This is a genomic window from Paenibacillus sp. FSL K6-3182, assembly GCF_037976325.1.
GTDB lineage: Bacteria > Bacillota > Bacilli > Paenibacillales > Paenibacillaceae > Pristimantibacillus.
In genome coordinates this window covers 6,474,446-6,492,146 of the sequence record NZ_CP150265.1, presented here as the reverse complement: position 1 = coordinate 6,492,146, position 17,701 = coordinate 6,474,446, and the positions used below count along the sequence as shown (strand labels likewise).

Genomic DNA, 17,701 nt, shown 5'->3' with positions numbered 1-17,701 from the left:
GCAAATTATATAAAAACTGTGGACGATGATGATAAGCGGTATTATTGAAATGTACCTTAAATCATCGTGCAGAAGCCAAGTAGAGCGCATACGATTGGTATGTTTCAATAAAACATTTTTTGGAGTAAGGTACAGAACGATCAAATTCATTGATTGTGAAAATGAACACTTACCAAACTACTAGTGAAGTTTGTACAATTATTTGGGGACTGATTGAGGACGAACGCTGTTAATTCAGAGCAAACAGTAACCAAATGCAACCATATTAGAAATGTGAAAACCCTTGAAATTAAGGCTGTAATCTACTTTAATAAACATCAACCCAGTACACTATGTTCCCGCATACGGGGCATGTGGAGTGTGTGGTAAGGATATATCGGGATTGAAGAAAATGGAATGAGATAATGATTAATAGAGCCGTGATTAATACTGGACACTATGAAGTTGTATTTGAAGATGATCAATTAAAAGCAACTAATCTGAAAACGGGTGAAGAATTTGGTCGCGTACCGGAGAACCTTTCGCTCGTTGGAATCGATGACAGCAGTCTCGCCGCGACCTGCGAGGTTCCGCTGACTTCCGTCAAGTATCCAAAGCAAAAACTCGGCAAAAAAGCCGCCGAGTTTTTGTTGAATATGATTCAAACCGATCGGGAAATGAGGGGTTATTATACAGACCGTCATTGATAGCGCGTGCATCGACAGCGGCACCCAAGTGATAATGAAGCAGTCATAGACCAAAGCCCTATGCTACTGTCGTGTGTTTAGCAGCATCAGACCGGAGATTTTCTTTGTAAAATAGAAGGAGACCCTTCCGGTTGGATATTGTCCAGCCGGAAGGGTCCGCATTTTTCTGTTTACGCTTTTACTTAGCCAGATATTCGACGAACCTTACAAAGATAGTGGCCACTTCGGCGCGGGTGGCGGTGGCTTTGGGGTCAAAGAGGTTGTCCGGCTTGCCTAATATAATGCCGATGCCCCGCAGCGCCTGAACGGCCTCCAACGTCCATGAGCTGATCTCACTCTCGTCCGCGAAGGACTTAGATTGGCTTTCAGGTATCTCATAGCCCTTGTACTTCATGTAATTGTACAGTATCACCAGCATCTGCTCGCGCGTCATCGGTGAATTGGGGTCAAACAGGTCTGCGTTTTTACCGTTGACTATGCCGCTTTCGGCCGCCCACTCGACTGCTGCCGTGTACCACTGCCCATCCGTCACGTCGCTAAAGCGGGAACTCGTGTAGCCGGAGCGATTTACGTTCTCAAGATTGGCCAGTACCTGCACGAACATCGCGCGCGTCAATGAGGTGCCCGGTGAGAACGTCTTGGACGTTGTGCCGTTGAAAAGACCGTATGTGTAGGTGAAGTTTACGTAGCTGTAGAACCAGTCGTCCATTTTGACATCCTTGAAAGGATTGCCCGACATCACGAGGAAGCCCAGCGGGGTGTCTTCATCGAACACAAGCTCCGTACCCTCATGGATGTTCAGCGACATGCCGTTGTCTAAGCCGACACTCGCGCCGCCCGGTCCTACCACAACCGCGCCGCCGCTCTGTATCTTCGAGCCGCCGTGGATATCCACCTGGTTGCCGTTCGGCAGGTTCACATGCGCGTCTCCACCGCCCACTGTGACCGTACCGTCGCCCGCTATCGTCGAGCCGCCCGGAATGGTCACTGTGCTGTTGCCGCCGGGTAGTGCCACTTCGGCGCTCTTGTCCGCCGGAATAGTCACCTTACCGTTTGAGTCTATAGTTGTGCCTTCGGGTACCTTAATCTTCGTCCCACCCTTGGTCGCAATCTCGCCGCCGCCGGGTAGGGTGGTGTTGCCGTTTTTGTCTGTAACCGCGGGCTTATCCTTAGGTGTATTCACTGTGTAGTTCGCCTTCGACAATCCAGCGTTTGTCCCGGTGCCCGTATTGCCGCTGTTGCCACCAGAAGGATCGGGCACAATGGGAGTCGTCGTCTTCGTCGGCGTAGCCGTTGCACTGATCTCCGCGCCGTCGCCCTTCGCACTTACCGCAACGACCTTGAAGGTGTAGCCTTGGTCGTTTGTCAGGCCCGTGAAGGTATATTTGGTCTCCGCCGCACCCAGTGTGACTGGCGTCACGTTGCTGTACCAGACCTTGTAACCCAATATCGCGCTGCCACCGTCGTCAGCCGGAGCAGTCCAGCTCAATGTGACCTGTCCGTCGCCCGCCGTCGCCTTGAAGCCGCCCGGAGCACCGGGCACGTCCGTTTTTCTCTGCGCGAACATCCAATCAAAGACGTCTGTGTAGTCATTGTTCCAAGCCGACAAGTTAGAGGACTGCGCCGTGGGAGCTATGCTCCAAGTCCCCGTAGTTATCTGGTTGTAAAGAACCGCCGCTTCAACTTCGTGCGCTACATAATCAGCGAGGACAGGTGTGTTGGCCTGATTCGGCCTCTGATTCGGCTGATCAAATTGATTGTAGGGCCACGTAAGAGCCTCATTACTCTCAAAGCGCGAAGCCCTAGCGTTGATCATTTTCGGCATATTGGTGTTTATGAAGCTAGTGAGGTTAGTCTGGTATATTCCAACGTTATGAGCATTTATAAACATCCAATAGGCCAGGTTGGTGTGAATGTCGTTGGCGTTCGCGTTCGGTGAGCCGCTTACCGGGGACATAGGTGCGGCGGCCGCGAAGAAGCCGGGGTAGGCGTTAACTAAGTTGTTCGTATACTGGCCGCCCCATGAGAAGCCCGCTGCATATATACGATTAGAGTCTGCTGCGCCGCTAGCAATCAGGTCGTCTATAACCTTCTTAACATTGTCTGTGGAGGGAGTAGACGTGCCATTATAGGAAATATTCAGTATATGGCTGGCGTATTTGCCGGGGTTTTCTTCCATTTTCTTCATCAGAGCGACCGCGCCGTTGGCGGATTTCATGGCCGCTTTTTGGTCTGTCGTAGCGACTGTGCCGCCACGTCCCATACCGTGGGTATAGACATACAGCGGCAATCCTTGCAACACTTCACCGTTTTCATCCTTGTGAAGGTAGAGCACGCGATTGACCGAATTGCCCGTGGGTGTTGTAAACTTGTCAAGGATCGGATTCACAACTTTTTCCTGTTCAAAAACCACGTTGCGAAGCGGACTCCCTTCTGTCAGTACGATCTCGCCGTTTTGGACGATGTTGTAAACCTGCTTTGTCGAGTTACTGCTGCCATCCAGCGTTATATTGCCGCCGCTCGCTGAATAAAACTCAGACTCAACTACGATGTAACGGCCGCTTGCCAGTCCGGCCTGATAATCCGGTGAATTGCTTACCGTCCCCAGATAGCCGCGCACCTTCGGTTCGTCATTGGCGTATACCCTTGTGATTTTGCGCGTCCCTTCAAAGGTCACCGAGTCACCGTTCAGGGTCGTGTTCCTAGCCGATAAGGTAAACAAGCCCGGATTAAGCTCGGAGCCTAACGCCGCCTTCCCCTCGCCTAAGTCAATGATGACAGCCGTCGTGTACTCGCCACTGGCGAAGTTGTCATTCCATACGATAAAGGGAAGCAGCTCCGCGTCCGGATCGTTTTTGAATGTCACGTGAATTGTATGGTCAGCGTTAACATTTAAAAAGGTATAAGTGCCAGCGGATAGAGTCGCGGCCTCGCCGTCTACCGTTACGGTATCCACAATTTTGCCGTAATCGGGGGAAAACGTTAATTCTTTGTTTGAGCCACTATCTATTCTCAGAACATCGCCGGGTGGGTTCGGCGTTATTCGGCCACCCGATCCCGTCGTGGCGGTGATTGAGAATCTGGTGTCCACTTCATTGGCTAAAGAGAGCTCCAGGCTGTTTGTAAATGAAGCAGCGCTGGTATAAGCCGCGTCCGGATCTCCGAAACAGGAAACGACTTCATAGCGGTCACCGCCCTTTTTCGTCGAGTTATTGATATAAACCTCAAAGGTAAGCATGCCCTCCTCCAAGGTCAAGGTTCTTTTGGGTATTCTCATCTCCACGATATATCCTTTTTCCGTGATCTGGGTCCACGCAGCTCTGCCCGGAGCGGCCTGCCCTGAAAACACGCCCGTCGCACTGACGCGCCATTGGTTTGCGCCTCCGGTTCCGGTGCCGACATAAAACTCCAGGCTGTCGTACTGGTGATCTCCGCCGGCTCCCTGATATAGATTGCTGTCCTCCACAACTACGCGGGCATACAGGTAGTTGTGGTCCCAAAGTATTCTGGCTGTGCCCGTGGCATGGGGTTTGGAGTCGCCGGGCACAGTGCTTTTGTTGATGTGATGCTCCATTGTCAGGGCCCACAGTGGGTCGTCTGACCCGAGTTCGGGAGTTCCGAAAATGGCGGTCGGCGTTTCATTCGCTTCTGCGTTCTCGATGTTGTCAGTGTCGGCGGCATAGCTGGTAGGCATTAGCGACGCCACCATTACCAAGCAACAGAGGAACGCGAGCATTCTGCTAAATCGTTTTTGCATAAATGAAAATCCTCCTTATTTTTCGATCCGGTGCGCCCACGGCTTACCCGCATCGTATTCGGACACATTGTCAATTTGACAAACGCCCAACTATATGATGTGGTATATTTACCAGGTATTCAACCTGTCAAAATATAGAATCTATGGAAACGCTTGCTCCGAGAAATCTTTGAAAATAATCATGATTCAATTCAAATAAATGCTGATGTTAAAGTGGCTTACTTATCTCATATTCAAGGCGAAATGCTAAATGATTCTAATACAATGCTAGAAGAATTCATCGATGCTGGGTTTAAAACTTATGAAGAGATTAGATCATATATTTCAAAGTATTGCTTTGAAGGTTGAAGGGGAAATTGTTAATCAAAAGATAGAATCTTTATCTGGCGGAAAAAAATATGCTTCAATTGGCTAAAGTTTCCGCCAGTAAAGCAAACGTATTGCTTCTTGATGAACCGACAAGTCATTTAGACACCTATACACAAATAGCACTGGAGAAAGCCATTGAAGACCATAAAGGTGCGATTGTCATGATTTCTATTCTGTGGTAAATGGTATGGATTATGTTTTAATCATTGACGATAAGACGATTCGAAAAATGAGTATACATAAATTTAGAAAGATGATTTATGCTAGTCATTTTGATAGAGACTATTTAGAAACTGAACAAAAGAAAAAATCAGTTGAAACGAAAATAGAATTGGCTTTATAAGATACAGATTTTGTACTTGCAAAAGTATTGGCTAAAGAGCTAGAAGAGCTGATTAAGTAGTTGCTTTGCTTTAAATCATAACCCTCTTTGTTGGTGGAAAAGTATCAACAAAAAAGACACTGGAATAGGAGATCAGTGTCTTTTTTTGTATGAAAAATCATACAAACGATTGTTCATATGACGCAACGTGGGCAAATTTGCGTTCTAAAACATGGGATTACTGGACCGATTGGATATTAAGCTAACGTGAGACGATAGTTCTATCGTTAGATACTGTAATCGAGAATGACAAGTGGTTTAATGAGTGTCTTGATATATTTTTCAATCAGCCTACATTATTTATAGGTGTAATATGCTCGAAGGAAGAACTCATAAGAAGAGAGCAAGCAAGAGGAGATAGAAATATTGGACTAGCAGCTTCACAGTTCAGCAAAGTATATAGCATTGATGAATATGACCTCGAAGTAAATACGGAAGAGATGAATCTAATAGAATGTGCCGAGAAGATATTAAGTTTTATTAAGTCGAATAAGGAATACTCGGTATTTAAGAATTTAGTTAAAAGAAATGTTAGTGTTTTTTAGATGGCGTATCCATCAAATGAATGGTCTTGCCCTTTTGATCCAGCTTCATTTTCTTCAAGGAAAAAGGAAATATAAACAAATAAGCGAATAAAAATATGGATTACGATGCTATCAAAGGAGTAGAAGCGGAAATGTCTAATCAACTTAGCTCTCTTACCGTATTAATGGTATCCGATTTAGCAAAGTCTCAAAGCTTTTATCGCGATTCGCTTGGTTTTAATGTAACCGATTGGTGGGCAGAGCGCGGCGGCTTGCATGGCGTAGCACTCAAGCTATTTCAAGCGGCCGACCCTTCGGATGTAAGGCCGAATCAGCGTCCAGCTGGCGGCGGTTATGCCGTGGATGTACAGGTTTACACAGAAACATGGGCACAATTGGATGCGCTGTACGAGGAGTTCCGCAGTAAAAATGTTATCATTTCCGTGGAACCAATCATTTATGCAGACGGAGGACCATGGAAAGAGTTCGTCATCGAGGACCCGGATGGCTACCACTTTGCATTCGGCGGAACAGATGGCAACCCAGGCAACTAAAATAGTAAAAAGGCTGCCGATCAATGGATTCGGCAGCCTTTTATTAAAATAAGCTAGACGTTAACAGGAGTAGCCTCTACCATCCAGTCAAATGGATCTGCAATTTTGCCCATTTGAATGCCCGTTAGCGTATCGTAAAGCTTCTTGGAGATTTCGCCAGTCTGGCCTCCATTGATGACGAGAACATCATCTTGCCAGTTCAGTTCTCCAATAGGAGAAATAACAGCAGCCGTACCAGTTCCGAAAGCTTCCTCTAATGCGCCGCTGCGGCCAGCCTCATACAGCTCTTCGATCGTAATCGGACGCTCGACAACTTCAATATTCCAATGACGGAGCATATGAATGATGGAATTGCGAGTCACCCCATCGAGAATACTGCCGTTTAGTGCAGGTGTATGAACAACGCCGTTAATTTTGAAGAAGACGTTCATACTTCCGACTTCTTCGATATATTTGCGATGTACGCCATCGAGCCATAGCACCTGAGAATAACCTTTCTCTTTAGCAAGCTCCTGTGCTTTCAGACCAGCAGCGTAGTTGCCGGCAGTCTTCGCTTCGCCCACGCCCCCCTTTACGGAACGAACGTACTCGGATTCGACGAAGATTTTTACCGGGTTCACGCCTTCTGTGTAGTAAGCGCCTACCGGCGACATAATGATGATGAATTTATACTCTGTAGACGGTGCTACACCAAGCTGAGGTTGAGTCGCTATGACGAAAGGACGAATATAAAGCGATGTGCTAGGTGCTGTTGGAATCCAGTCCTTATCAACTGAAATAAGCTGCTTTAAAGCTTCAATCGTTGAATCAATATCGAGCTCAGGCACGCTGAGTCGCTCGTTAGAGCGATTCATTCGTTGTATGTTTTTTTGAGGTCTGAACAGCAATACGCGACCATCGTCGGTTTTATACGCTTTCAAGCCTTCAAAGATCGTTTGTCCATAATGAAACACTTTAGCTGCAGGGTCTAATACGATCGGTTGGTAAGGCAGAATACGCGGCTTGTGCCACCCGTTGTCCGTCGAATAATCCATAATAAACATATGGTCCGTAAAATGATTGCCGAACCCAAGCTGGTCCACTTCTGGTTGTTGTTTCTTGTTTTTGGTTAACTCGATTTCCAATGATTGTAGCAAATGGCCCATCTCCCTTTATTGATCGTTAATTGAATGCTATCACTTCATGCGATATATTTAAAATATCTATTTTATTGAATGTCCATACCTTTAGGGTATGAACGGACGGAGTGATCGAATTGGACATGCGGCAGCTTAAATACTTCTTAACTATAGCACAAGAGGGACAGGTTACGCGCGCTGCAAAGCTGCTTAATATGGAACAGCCGCCTCTTAGCAGGCAATTGAAGCAAATGGAAGAGGAGCTTGGCGTCAAGCTGTTTGAACGAAACGGCAAAGGGTTGATTTTGACCGATTCAGGTGAGCTGCTCAAGCAGAAGGCAGAGTCGCTGCTCTTGCAATTTGATGAATCCCTCAGAGAAGTAAAGGGGATGGAGGAGGGGGTTCGCGGCGTCCTGTCGATCGGGTCTGTTGTTTCCTGCATTTCCTTATTGCCCAAAAATATTGAGCTGTTCAGAGAAAAATATCCTCAAGTTACGTTTAAAATATCGGAGGGCGATCACTTCTATCTTGGTGAACAGCTGGAGAAGCGAGCCATAGATTTAGTTATCGCTCGGCTGCCGTTTGAGGCACAGAAACATCCGCAGCAATACTCCATTATGCCGCTGCCATCAGATCCGTTTGTAGCCGTTATTCCAAGCTCATGGACGGAATATGCAGGAAAAGAAGCATTGTGCATGAAGGAGCTTGCCCAGTTTCCGTTCCTCACCTTGAAGACGGATCGAACGACTCGCATGCATGAGCAGGTCGTGAACGAGTGCAAACGGCACGGCTTCGTTCCTAATATTATATGCGAATGCTCTAGTGTCGCCATTATTATGTCCCTTATCGCTTGCGGCATTGGGGCGACCGTATTTCCGAAATCGGTTATGTCTTCTTTTCCAAGCACCGTCGTCAAAATGCTCAACATTGAGGATGCAGACTTTCAGTCTGGTGTTGGCATTCTATGGCTGAAGGATCATTATTTGTCCAAGCGCGCGCAGCAATTTATTGAAAGCTTTCGTACTGAAATGTAATAAAGGAGGAGACAACACTTGGATCAGCTACCTATAAGATTAGCGGAAGCCAAGCTTCGTATGTATGAGCAGCAGCATGTTCTGGAGATGCTTGCAAACCTACCGGAGCAGGAGAAAAACAAGCTGGCTGCGCAAATTTTAGAAATTGATTTTGAGCGGATAGCCAAAACTTTAGCCGGCCGCAGCGATACTAAGAAGCTGAACAACGATACGATATCTTCGATACCTTTTGAAGACTGGGAAGACTTTGAACAGGGAGAAAAAGCGGCATATACAGAAAAGGGATGGGAGCTGCTGCGAGCTGGGAAAGCTGGAGTTATCGTTGTTGCTGGCGGTCAGGGCAGCAGGCTTGGCCATGATGGGCCTAAGGGTACGCTGGATATTGGACTTCCATCCCATAAATCTTTATTTCAGCTTCAAGCAGAGCGGCTGCTGTATTTATCGAGAAAAGCCGGCAAGTCTATCCCATGGTATATCATGACAAGCCCCGATAATCATGAAGCAACGAAGGCATTTTTTCATTCCTTACATTACTTTGGTTATCCAGCGGAGGACTGTTTTTTCTTCCAGCAAAATACGATGCCTGCGCTCGGTCATGACGGTAAGCTGCTTTTATCGGAGGACGGAACACTTATGCTGGCCCCTAGCGGCAATGGAGAATGTTTCGCGTCGTTAAAACGCACAGGAGCAATTGCTGATATGAAGCAAAGAGGCTTAGAGTGGTTGTTTTATTATAATGTAGACAATGCGCTCATAAAGGTCGCAGACCCTGCTTTTATTGGACTAGCTGCGTCACGCAATCAGATGGTTGCAACAAAGGTTATCGAAAAAACGGATGTTGACGAGAAAATCGGGATTTTATGTTTGAAAAATGATCGTCCGGCTGTGCTCGAGTATAACGAAATTCCGTCATCCATCAAGGATAAAAGAACGAATGACGGACGATCGTTCTATAGCTTAGGGCATATTTCTATCCATTTATTTAAGCTGAACTTCATTGAAGAGCATGCAGATACGGATATCCCTTTCCATATTGCCTCCAAAAAGATGAAATACATGGACGCCGAAGGAAGCATCATCACACCTACGGAGCCAAATGCCTATAAGCTCGAACGCTTTATTTTCGATTTTTTTCCATTGGCCGATGAAGTTACTGTTGTGCGGGGGACTCGTGAGGAGGAATTCGCTCCGGTCAAAAATAAATCGGGTGAAGACAGTCCGCTTAGTGCACGCAAGCTCGTTCAGTCGCTTCATCGAAGCTGGCTGCGCGCCGCCGGTGTTTCTGAAGAGCAGCTGCAAGGTCGTGATATTGAAATTTCACCATTAACTTCGTATAACGGTGAAGGCTTGAAAGCGGAAGATTGGGGCTTTGACTGATCGCTAACGAACTCCAGAGTCGCTATATGATCAAATTAGACTCTTTTTGGTATGTAACGAATCCCACTGGCGCTATTTAACGTTGTAGCTCCATACATTGAAGTTATTTTGCAGAATAACGTTACTGGAGTTCGTTAGAGTTCAGAAAACGATAATTTGATTGAAATAACGTCTCCTGAGTTCATTACATGTATTAAAATCATTCGAGCGCCAACACAGTCTAAATATAGGGCTGCGTTACTTATTTTATAAAAAGATATCAACAAGGAAAATGTTTACATTACGAACGTGTGTACGGTATTATTGAGGTGGCTGATTATTCATGTTAATTAGCTAATAGAATAGACTTCTTTCTAAAGGGAGATGATCTGATGAATACAGAACACGTAACATCTACCGATCAATTGCAACAAAAACTAGACAATCATTGCAATTGTCTAGCTAAGCTAGGTTATCTTAACGGTTGTGTATTGGTTGCATTCGAGGGACGAATTATCTTAAATAAGGGCTATGGGATGGCAAGCTTTGAGCTTGATGTTCCGAATGACCCGCAGACGAAATTCCGTATCGGCTCGATTACAAAGCAATTTACGGCAGCAGCAATCGTTATGATGCATGAACTGAAGCTTTTGAACGTAGAAGATCCGATCTCCGAGTACCTCCCCAGCTATCCAAATGGCGATAAAATTACGATTCATCACTTGCTAACACATACATCAGGAATTCCGAACTACACAGGCCTAGAGGATTTTGTATCAAAGATGAGACTTGTTTCTTCTACAGACGACCTCATTGCCAGATTTGCAGACAAACCCTTGTTGTTTGAACCGGGGGAGAAGTTTGATTACAGCAATTCAGGTTATGTGCTTCTTACAGCAATTATCGAGAAAATATCCGGACGCACTTACGAGGACTATATCTACCATGCCATATTGAAGCCGCTCGGAATGATAAATACCGGTTATGATCATGCTAAGAAAATATTGAAAAACCGTGCATCCGGCTACGAGGTTTGGGGTGAAGTAGTGAATGCAGAGTTTCTGGAAATGACTATTCCATCCGGCGCTGGAGGCATGTATTCGACCGTTGAGGACCTTTATATTTGGGGACTGGCGCTGCATTCACATAGGCAGATCAGCGAGAAGGCTTATGCGAGCATGACGACACCTTTCAAAGAAACATATGGCTACGGATTATTTATATATGAGGAAGAAATTATGGGCAGCCACAGGACAGTTATCGGCCATGGCGGGGGCATTAATGGTTTCTTAACCGAAATGAGGCATTATAAAAAAGAAGATGTAACGGTAATCGTTTTATCTAATCTAGTAACGACGCAGGTAGGACCGATTAGTCAGCAGCTGGCGCGGCTTGTTTTGGGCGGGGAAGTGCAGCTTCCGATACCGCATACGCCGATCAAGCTGGAAATCAATCAGTATAACAATCTCGTTGGCAGCTACGATGTGGAAGGGGAGCCTGGCTCGCCATTAATCATTTCGCAAGAGCAAGAGAAGTTTTATCTCACCCAAAATACGTGGTTTAAATTTGAGCTCTGTCCGTATTCCGCAGTAGAGGGAGAACTGCTGTTTTTCTTGAATGGAATGGACGGAAAGATAACTTTTACTGTAAACGGATCTGTACCAGAATTAACGGTTCAGCTGTTTGGCGGCGTCAAAAAAGCAGTGAAGAGTGTTAAGCCATGATACAAGCCGTTATTTTTGATTTAGACGGTACGCTGCTGGATCGTGATCGTTCCTTATTGAAGTTCGTAGAGGAGCAATTCGAGAGATTGATTAGACCGAACGGCGAGGTGGATAAAGAGAGTTATATTAAAAGGTTCATCGCATTAGACAGTCGTGGCTATGTTTGGAAGGACAAAGTATACCAGGAGCTCATACGAGAGTTTGGGCTTAGGATGGATTGGAATGAGTTGCTAGAAGACTATAAAATAGGTTTCTCAAATCATGCGGTTTCATTTCCTAATATGATAGAACTGCTCGATAGCCTTAAGGAAAAAGGCTATAAGCTGGCGATGATTACGAACGGATTCGGCAACTTTCAAGCGAGCAATATTCAGGCCCTCCAAATCGCTCATTATTTTGATGAAATTCTTATTTCGGAGCGGGAGGGCCTCCGAAAGCCTGATCCCGCTATATTCCTGCGAGCTGCGGAAAAACTGAATGTGGCAATAGAGGCATGTGTTTATGTTGGAGACCATCCAGTCAATGACATCACTGCGAGCAAAGCGACAGGCATGAGGGGAATATGGAAGGAAGACAACTATTATACGGAGTCATTTGAGTATGACGCGAAGGTGACGGACTTAATAGAAATTAGACATCTAGTTGAACAATGGAAATAACGGAGGAAAGCTAAAATGGAGCTAAGACCGAGGGTTTGTGCGGCAATTATTCGTGATGAGAAAATTTTGATGGTCTTTCAAGATCATCCCCTCGAGAATCGGAGCTTCTGGACATTGCCCGGCGGTGGCGTAGAAGCTGGAGAAACGAATGAGGAAGCGGTTATTCGTGAGGTTAAGGAAGAAGTCTGTCTAAATGGCAAAGCTGAAAGACTACTATTTGAAGCGGAATATTCATTAGGGCCGGATTATTGCTACCTTGTTACCGTTGATGCGAAGGAAGAGGCGCATCTTGGAGTAGACCCTGAGCTCTCTGCTGATGAGCAGGTATTGAAAGGAATCGCATGGTTTACATTAGAGGAAAAGAAAAACGATCTACAGGTGTCTAGAGTAATTGCTTGTCTATAGCTCTTTTCGCCATCTATGAAAAATTAGTTGTAAAATGGTAAATTCACCTTTACAATAATAGGAATGACTGGAAGGGGTGGAGGTATGGAGATGATGATAGAGGCGCTTAGGGAAAGACCTCGATTATCATTTTTATATTTCCATTCTTATGTGAAACACTAAAGCGATTGCTGCTTTAGTGTTTTTTTTTATACTTAAAAACGCGAAGGAGTGTTTTAGAAATGATGAGAGAACAATTGGCGAGAGCAATCTATGAAGCAGCCTATTTAGAGGGAGAGTTTAAGCTGCGTTCAGGTCAAACTTCGAATCACTATTTTGATAAATACTTATTTGAGTCCAATCCTAGGCTATTGGCTGAAATTGCAGAGAAACTGGCTCCGTTAGTACCCAGCGATACCGAAGTATTGGCGGGGCTCGAGATGGGCGGAATTCCGATTGCAACAGCTCTTTCACTGAAAACAGGCATACCTGCTGCATTTGTAAGAAAAGAAGCAAAGAAATATGGTACCTGTAAACTTGCTGAAGGAGTAGATATAGCAGGGAAAAAGGTCTGTATTATTGAAGATGTGGTTACAACAGGAGGACAGATTCTTATCAGCACGGATGATCTAAGGGAATATGGGGCTGAGATCAAGTCCGTTATGTCGGTTATTGAACGAGAGCCGCTGGGCAGGAGGAATCTCGAAGAGGCGGGATTAACCTACATTTCTTTATTCCATATCGATGAGCTATTGCAAGCTTCGACTAAGTAATATTTCGTAATACCTGAGCAATTACTACTCTTTATAAGAGAAAATGATAGCAAGCTGCTATTAAATTGATTGGCAATTTGAATTAAAATTCGTTAATATGTATTAATATGCAATATTCTTGACGAGCATGGATTCTATTCATTCTATATAGAGTAAGGGGCTTATGAGGTGAGAATTTCATTAGAGCTGGTTCCAAGAGACGAGGCCCAGCTGAAGGCGGAGCTGGATTTAATTAAAACACAGTTTCCTGCTATCAATACAATTAATATTCCTGATTTGACGAGGTTCGAGCTGCGCAGCTGGGAGGCATCCTGCCTATGCAAATCTCTATATGAGTCCAGCATTCCCCATATCCGGGCAATGGACTTCGACTGTGTAGAACCGCTGCAATTCATAGAGCGCTTAGACAAACATAACATTACTGAGGTGCTCGTCGTAACCGGCGATGTTCCAAAAAATAGTGAGAAGGTTGTTTATCCGACGACTTGTTTAGACTTGATCGCCAAGATCAAGAAGGATTACCCCCATATTAAGGTGTATTCAGCAATAGATCCTTATCGCGGCAGCATGGACGAGGAATATGAGTATGTACAAAAAAAGCTTGAAGCGGGAGCAGACGGTTTCTTCACGCAGCCATTTTTTGATCTGAGCTTGATGGAGCAGTATTCAGATATGGTGAAGGGCTCCGAAATTTTCTGGGGCGTATCGCCGGTCGTATCGGACAAATCACAAAAATATTGGGAAACAAGAAATCATGTTGTATTCCCTGCTGATTTTCAACCGACGCTTGAGTGGAATATCGATTTTGCGAGGAAAGCATTAGCGTTTACGAAGAAGACGAACAGCCATATTTATTTTATGCCGATAAAAGTAGATTTGCAGGCTTATTTTGATGGGATCTTCAGTAAAGTACTCGTATAAAGTAAAATGCGAATGGAAAATAAATGACGGCTGTCTCCAAAGGCAACATGCCAAGAGGAGCAGTCTTTTTTTGTGTTTTTATGAAAAAAACTTCATTGGCTGCAAGATTAGAATAATGCTACAATCGTTCAAGTGTGGTCATTTGGAAATGTAAGGAAGTTAAGATCTCGTACAATATATTAAAAAAGGGTTGAAGACGATATGGCTATCAGAACCAAAACGGTCATTTTCACCATATTGCTTGTGCTAGGCTTGCTGCTTCGCTGCTATTATACAGATTGGGATAAAAAGCTGACGGGTGACGAGGTTGGCTATAATAAAATGGTGCTGCAGCTACTTCATGAGGGCGTTTACGGATATGCGCCATATGCTTATTCAGAAAAATCTAATGCGTTTACAACGCCAGGTTATCCTCTTTTTTTGGCTGGCTGTTATGCCGTATTTGGATATGCGGGAGATCGTCCCCCAGTCGTACAAATTCAGGCGCTGCAAATATTGATTCAGCTTATATGTGCAGTTATCATGTATAGGATTGCGAGACAAATGTTTGCTTATACGGGCATTAGTCTGTTGATGATGGCTTGTTATTTATTGCATCCCACGTTTATTTTATCGTCAATGTATCTTTTAACGGAAACGTTATACGGTTTATTTTTTCTATTATTTATTTATCTTTTAGTGAGGTGTGCACAGGAGACAAAGCTTAGATGGTTTCTATCACTAGGTGTCGTCTTCGGCATTTGTGTACTGATCCGGCCAACGATCGTTCCCTTTATAGTTGTTTTGCTAGCTGGTGTAGCGGTATACGGCAGAAAATATGGAATGGCAGCGGTGCTAAAAGCGATTTCCGTTATTACGATCGGCTTTGCTGCAATGATGCTGCCCTGGTGGATTCGCAATTGGATGACCTTAGATAAGGTGCTGTTGCTCGCGGAGCAGACCGGAAATCCGTTGTTATGGGGTTCATATCCTTTTGAACGGAGTCCTCATGTTGACGTTAAACAAGATCCTGCGGAAATGGGGAGAATAGCTTATGAGCGAATCATCAATGGTTTCCGCAATGAGTTTTTCACCTACCTGAGCTGGTACAGCTGGGGCAAGCTGCTAATTTATATTAGTGAGATTTTTCCGGGTTTAGGATATATAACAGTAAATAAGCTATTGTCCAAGCTGATAACTATTTTGCATATGATCGTTATGGTCATTGGTTTGGGTGGACTCGTAAAGATCATTATCCATGAAAGAAGAAATGCGATGTATATGATGATTGCATTGCTCGCCGTGTTTAGCATACTGCTGTATCTACCCTTCTCGCCTACGCCAAGATATTTTTATCCGACGATTCCGCTTTGTTTCTTGGGACTGGGATATTTGCTTTCATGTACTATAACGTCTAAGGGCAGACCAAATAAGAATGAAGGTTATCGAGCATAGTTGCTTTAAGGCATGGACGTTTTATAATAGATAGAATTAAATGTAATATAGCGTTTTATTCGAATATAAGCAGCTGGAATGAAAGTATGAATAAGGACTTTAACAAAGGTGGTATTTTGGTAAATGGCAAAAGGAAAATATTATGTCGTATGGGTTGGCAAGAAAACAGGGATATTCACTTCATGGCCCGAGTGCCAAGCGCAGGTTAGCGGAGTACAGGATGCGAAGTTTAAATCTTTCGAGACGAAGCAGCTGGCGGAAAAAGCTTTCCAAGACGGCTGGCGCAGTCATTGGGGGACAGGCTCAGGCAAAGCTGCTGCTTCGAGCGCAAAAACAAGGAGCAGCGTAAAGCAGCCTGTACTGATCCAGGAAGATACTGCTTCCATTGATTATGATAGTATTTCTGTTGACGTGGGTACGCGTGGAAATCCCGGTCCTGTCGAGTATAAAGGGGTAGACACGCAGACAGGTGAAATTTTGTTTTACGTCGGACCGGTACCGAACGGCACTAATAATTTAGGCGAGTTTATTGCTATCGTACATGCTCTTTCCTATTTGAAGGAGAAAGGCAGCACAAGGACGGTTTACAGTGATTCAAGAACAGCGCTAAGCTGGCTTCGCAACAAAAAAGTAGCCTCGACCTTAAAAAGGGATGCTTCGACTTCGAAAATTTGGGAGCTTACAGATCAAGCTGTGAAGTGGCTTCAAACCCATACCTACACGAATAAGGTATTGAAATGGAATACCGAGGAGTGGGGCGAAATCAAAGCGGATTTTGGCCGCAAATGAGGAGCGGTGGGGCATATTGGAAGATAAATATCCAGACCATTATTTTGAACACTTTATAGTGGGTATAACAATGACAGGTGTTGCGTGCAACACGGAAGGTTTCTATGAATTAGCAAGAATCTATATAAGCATTGAAGGAATAGAGACCTTCGGCCATTTAATAAAAGAAATCGAAGCAATTGAGAAGGCAGGCGATTGGAACTATTTCTTTGAAAATGTCTCTATTGCCTATGACCTTACTGAAATGAATGAAGACAAGCTGAAGGAGCTGGCCCGAGCGGCCACTCTGTTTTACCACAAAAATTTAAATGTTTAACATTAAACAACATTAGTTTCCCCGAAGCGAGGACGGGGAAACTTTTTTGTGTTTTTTGAACGTACGGCTAAAGTAATAAATGTCATTGAAGCCTGTCGCTGTTGCAACCTCCGACACGGTAAGCGGACTATGACGCAGCAAGTAATCGGCTTTGCCGAGCCGTGTCATCGTTATATATTCTGTAACGGTATGGCCGCTCAGCTCTTTGAACAATCGGCTAAAGTGGTAGCGGCTGAGGTTTGCCATGCTTGCCAGCTGGTCCACCGAAAGCTCATCCTTGTAGCTGTCCTCAATATGCTTGAAGACAGGCGCGAAGCGCTCAATGTTCTTCATACGCTCTGCATATTCGTCTTTGGTGAGCACGGTAGCGACATGACCGCGAAGCAGCAGCGTCAACAGGCGGTAGAGCTCGGATTTTATGGCCAGCTCGTAACCGAACTCGCGCTGCTCGAGCTCATTGATGATGGCATGCATGCAGGACGTTACTTTGCTGTCGTCACCAATATAATTTTGCAGCAGAAGGCGGTTCTGCGTAATGGGCGTAATGAACTTCGTTTCGGCAGCATCCACCGACTGGCTGTGCAGCAAGGAAATGTCGGCGATGAGCGCATAGTAGTACAAATCTGATGATAGGCTGATTCCGTAGTGAAGCTCATTGCTGTTCACGACGATGAGATCGCCAGCGGATGCTGTTATCGTAGTAGAACCGCACTCTATCGAGGCTTTGCCCGACACAAAATATAAAAATTCAAGATGTTCATGAAAATGATGCTGGAAAATGACCATTCCCTGCTGGTCGAAGGTGTTGTGATGCAGTTTTATCGGAAAATGAGGGTCTGGCATGTCCATGGGCTCACGCAGTTCTTCGAATTTTTTCAACTTGAAAGACCTCCTCAGTAGGATAGCACAATTGTACAAACA

At 45.0% G+C, this 17,701-nt stretch carries 15 protein-coding genes and 2 pseudogenes; 14 read left to right on the top strand and 3 right to left on the bottom strand.

Features of this window, described 5'->3' with window-relative positions:
• Positions 1-404 precede the first annotated feature (404 nt).
• Positions 405-686: a substrate-binding domain-containing protein gene (locus MHH56_RS28510; RefSeq protein ID WP_339204996.1), complete on the top strand. Its 282-nt coding sequence runs from the start codon at positions 405-407 to the stop codon at positions 684-686.
• A gap of 178 nt (positions 687-864) precedes the next feature.
• Here the strand turns inward: MHH56_RS28510 and MHH56_RS28505 are convergent, their stop codons facing one another.
• Positions 865-4,443 carry an S-layer homology domain-containing protein gene (locus MHH56_RS28505; protein ID WP_339204995.1) on the bottom strand — a complete coding sequence of 1,193 codons (3,579 nt, stop codon included), beginning with the start codon at positions 4,441-4,443 and terminating at the stop codon, positions 865-867.
• Between the two features lie 153 nt (positions 4,444-4,596).
• Here MHH56_RS28505 and MHH56_RS28500 point away from each other — a divergent pair.
• From MHH56_RS28500 to MHH56_RS28490, 3 genes and pseudogenes are all read left to right on the top strand, one after another.
• Positions 4,597-5,215: pseudogene (locus MHH56_RS28500) on the top strand (ATP-binding cassette domain-containing protein); the annotation flags it as partial.
• Positions 5,216-5,424: 209 nt separating this feature from the next.
• A pseudogene (locus MHH56_RS28495) lies at positions 5,425-5,739 on the top strand (chemotaxis protein); the annotation flags it as partial.
• 95 nt (positions 5,740-5,834) lie between these two features.
• The gene (locus MHH56_RS28490) at positions 5,835-6,272 is read left to right on the top strand and encodes a VOC family protein (RefSeq protein ID WP_339204994.1); all 438 of its coding nucleotides are present in this window, start codon (positions 5,835-5,837) and stop codon (positions 6,270-6,272) included.
• Positions 6,273-6,325: 53 nt separating this feature from the next.
• Here the strand turns inward: MHH56_RS28490 and MHH56_RS28485 are convergent, their stop codons facing one another.
• Positions 6,326-7,408, bottom strand: a complete 1,083-nt coding sequence (locus MHH56_RS28485) for a branched-chain amino acid aminotransferase (RefSeq protein ID WP_144376722.1) — start codon at positions 7,406-7,408, stop codon at positions 6,326-6,328.
• Positions 7,409-7,527: 119 nt separating this feature from the next.
• Here MHH56_RS28485 and MHH56_RS28480 point away from each other — a divergent pair, with 119 nt between their 5' ends.
• The 10 genes from MHH56_RS28480 (at position 7,528) to MHH56_RS28435 (ending at position 16,780) form a co-directional block, all read left to right on the top strand.
• Positions 7,528-8,424: a LysR family transcriptional regulator gene (locus MHH56_RS28480; protein WP_339204993.1), complete on the top strand. Its 897-nt coding sequence runs from the start codon at positions 7,528-7,530 to the stop codon at positions 8,422-8,424.
• A gap of 18 nt (positions 8,425-8,442) precedes the next feature.
• Positions 8,443-9,801 (top strand): UDPGP type 1 family protein, encoded by a 1,359-nt coding sequence (locus MHH56_RS28475; RefSeq protein ID WP_339204992.1) that lies wholly within the window; start codon positions 8,443-8,445, stop codon positions 9,799-9,801.
• Positions 9,802-10,172: 371 nt separating this feature from the next.
• On the top strand, positions 10,173-11,504 hold the full coding sequence (locus MHH56_RS28470) for a serine hydrolase domain-containing protein (protein ID WP_339204991.1): 1,332 nt from the start codon (positions 10,173-10,175) through the stop codon (positions 11,502-11,504).
• Positions 11,501-12,163 (top strand): HAD family hydrolase, encoded by a 663-nt coding sequence (locus MHH56_RS28465; RefSeq protein WP_339204990.1) that lies wholly within the window; start codon positions 11,501-11,503, stop codon positions 12,161-12,163. The genes MHH56_RS28470 and MHH56_RS28465 overlap by 4 nt, the downstream gene beginning before the upstream one ends.
• Positions 12,164-12,178: 15 nt before the next feature.
• Entirely contained in the window at positions 12,179-12,568 is a 390-nt protein-coding gene (locus tag MHH56_RS28460) for an NUDIX domain-containing protein (RefSeq protein ID WP_339204989.1), read from the top strand.
• 221 nt (positions 12,569-12,789) lie between these two features.
• Positions 12,790-13,320: an orotate phosphoribosyltransferase gene (pyrE, locus tag MHH56_RS28455; protein WP_339204988.1), complete on the top strand. Its 531-nt coding sequence runs from the start codon at positions 12,790-12,792 to the stop codon at positions 13,318-13,320.
• Between the two features lie 168 nt (positions 13,321-13,488).
• Positions 13,489-14,241: a methylenetetrahydrofolate reductase gene (locus MHH56_RS28450; protein WP_339204987.1), complete on the top strand. Its 753-nt coding sequence runs from the start codon at positions 13,489-13,491 to the stop codon at positions 14,239-14,241.
• 201 nt (positions 14,242-14,442) lie between these two features.
• Positions 14,443-15,675 (top strand): glycosyltransferase family 39 protein, encoded by a 1,233-nt coding sequence (locus MHH56_RS28445; protein WP_339204986.1) that lies wholly within the window; start codon positions 14,443-14,445, stop codon positions 15,673-15,675.
• Positions 15,676-15,798: 123 nt separating this feature from the next.
• Positions 15,799-16,464: a ribonuclease H family protein gene (locus MHH56_RS28440; RefSeq protein WP_339204985.1), complete on the top strand. Its 666-nt coding sequence runs from the start codon at positions 15,799-15,801 to the stop codon at positions 16,462-16,464.
• Between the two features lie 16 nt (positions 16,465-16,480).
• Complete coding sequence (locus MHH56_RS28435; RefSeq protein WP_339204984.1) at positions 16,481-16,780, top strand: hypothetical protein; 300 nt, start codon at positions 16,481-16,483, stop codon at positions 16,778-16,780.
• A 12-nt stretch (positions 16,781-16,792) separates the two neighbouring features.
• Here MHH56_RS28435 and MHH56_RS28430 read toward each other — a convergent pair whose 3' ends face one another.
• Positions 16,793-17,629 carry an AraC family transcriptional regulator gene (locus MHH56_RS28430; protein WP_339209758.1) on the bottom strand — a complete coding sequence of 279 codons (837 nt, stop codon included), beginning with the start codon at positions 17,627-17,629 and terminating at the stop codon, positions 16,793-16,795.
• Positions 17,630-17,701 lie beyond the last annotated feature (72 nt).

Coding starts and splice junctions, on each gene's coding strand:
- pyrE (WP_339204988.1), top strand. CDS start 12,790: ATGATGAGAGAACAATTGGCGAGAGCAATCTATGAAGCAGCCTATTTA.
- MHH56_RS28470 (WP_339204991.1), top strand. CDS start 10,173: ATGAATACAGAACACGTAACATCTACCGATCAATTGCAACAAAAACTA.
- MHH56_RS28440 (WP_339204985.1), top strand. CDS start 15,799: ATGGCAAAAGGAAAATATTATGTCGTATGGGTTGGCAAGAAAACAGGG.
- MHH56_RS28510 (WP_339204996.1), top strand. CDS start 405: ATGATTAATAGAGCCGTGATTAATACTGGACACTATGAAGTTGTATTT.
- MHH56_RS28465 (WP_339204990.1), top strand. CDS start 11,501: ATGATACAAGCCGTTATTTTTGATTTAGACGGTACGCTGCTGGATCGT.
- MHH56_RS28460 (WP_339204989.1), top strand. CDS start 12,179: ATGGAGCTAAGACCGAGGGTTTGTGCGGCAATTATTCGTGATGAGAAA.
- MHH56_RS28490 (WP_339204994.1), top strand. CDS start 5,835: ATGGATTACGATGCTATCAAAGGAGTAGAAGCGGAAATGTCTAATCAA.
- MHH56_RS28505 (WP_339204995.1), bottom strand. CDS start 4,443: ATGCAAAAACGATTTAGCAGAATGCTCGCGTTCCTCTGTTGCTTGGTA.
- MHH56_RS28445 (WP_339204986.1), top strand. CDS start 14,443: ATGGCTATCAGAACCAAAACGGTCATTTTCACCATATTGCTTGTGCTA.
- MHH56_RS28430 (WP_339209758.1), bottom strand. CDS start 17,629: ATGGACATGCCAGACCCTCATTTTCCGATAAAACTGCATCACAACACC.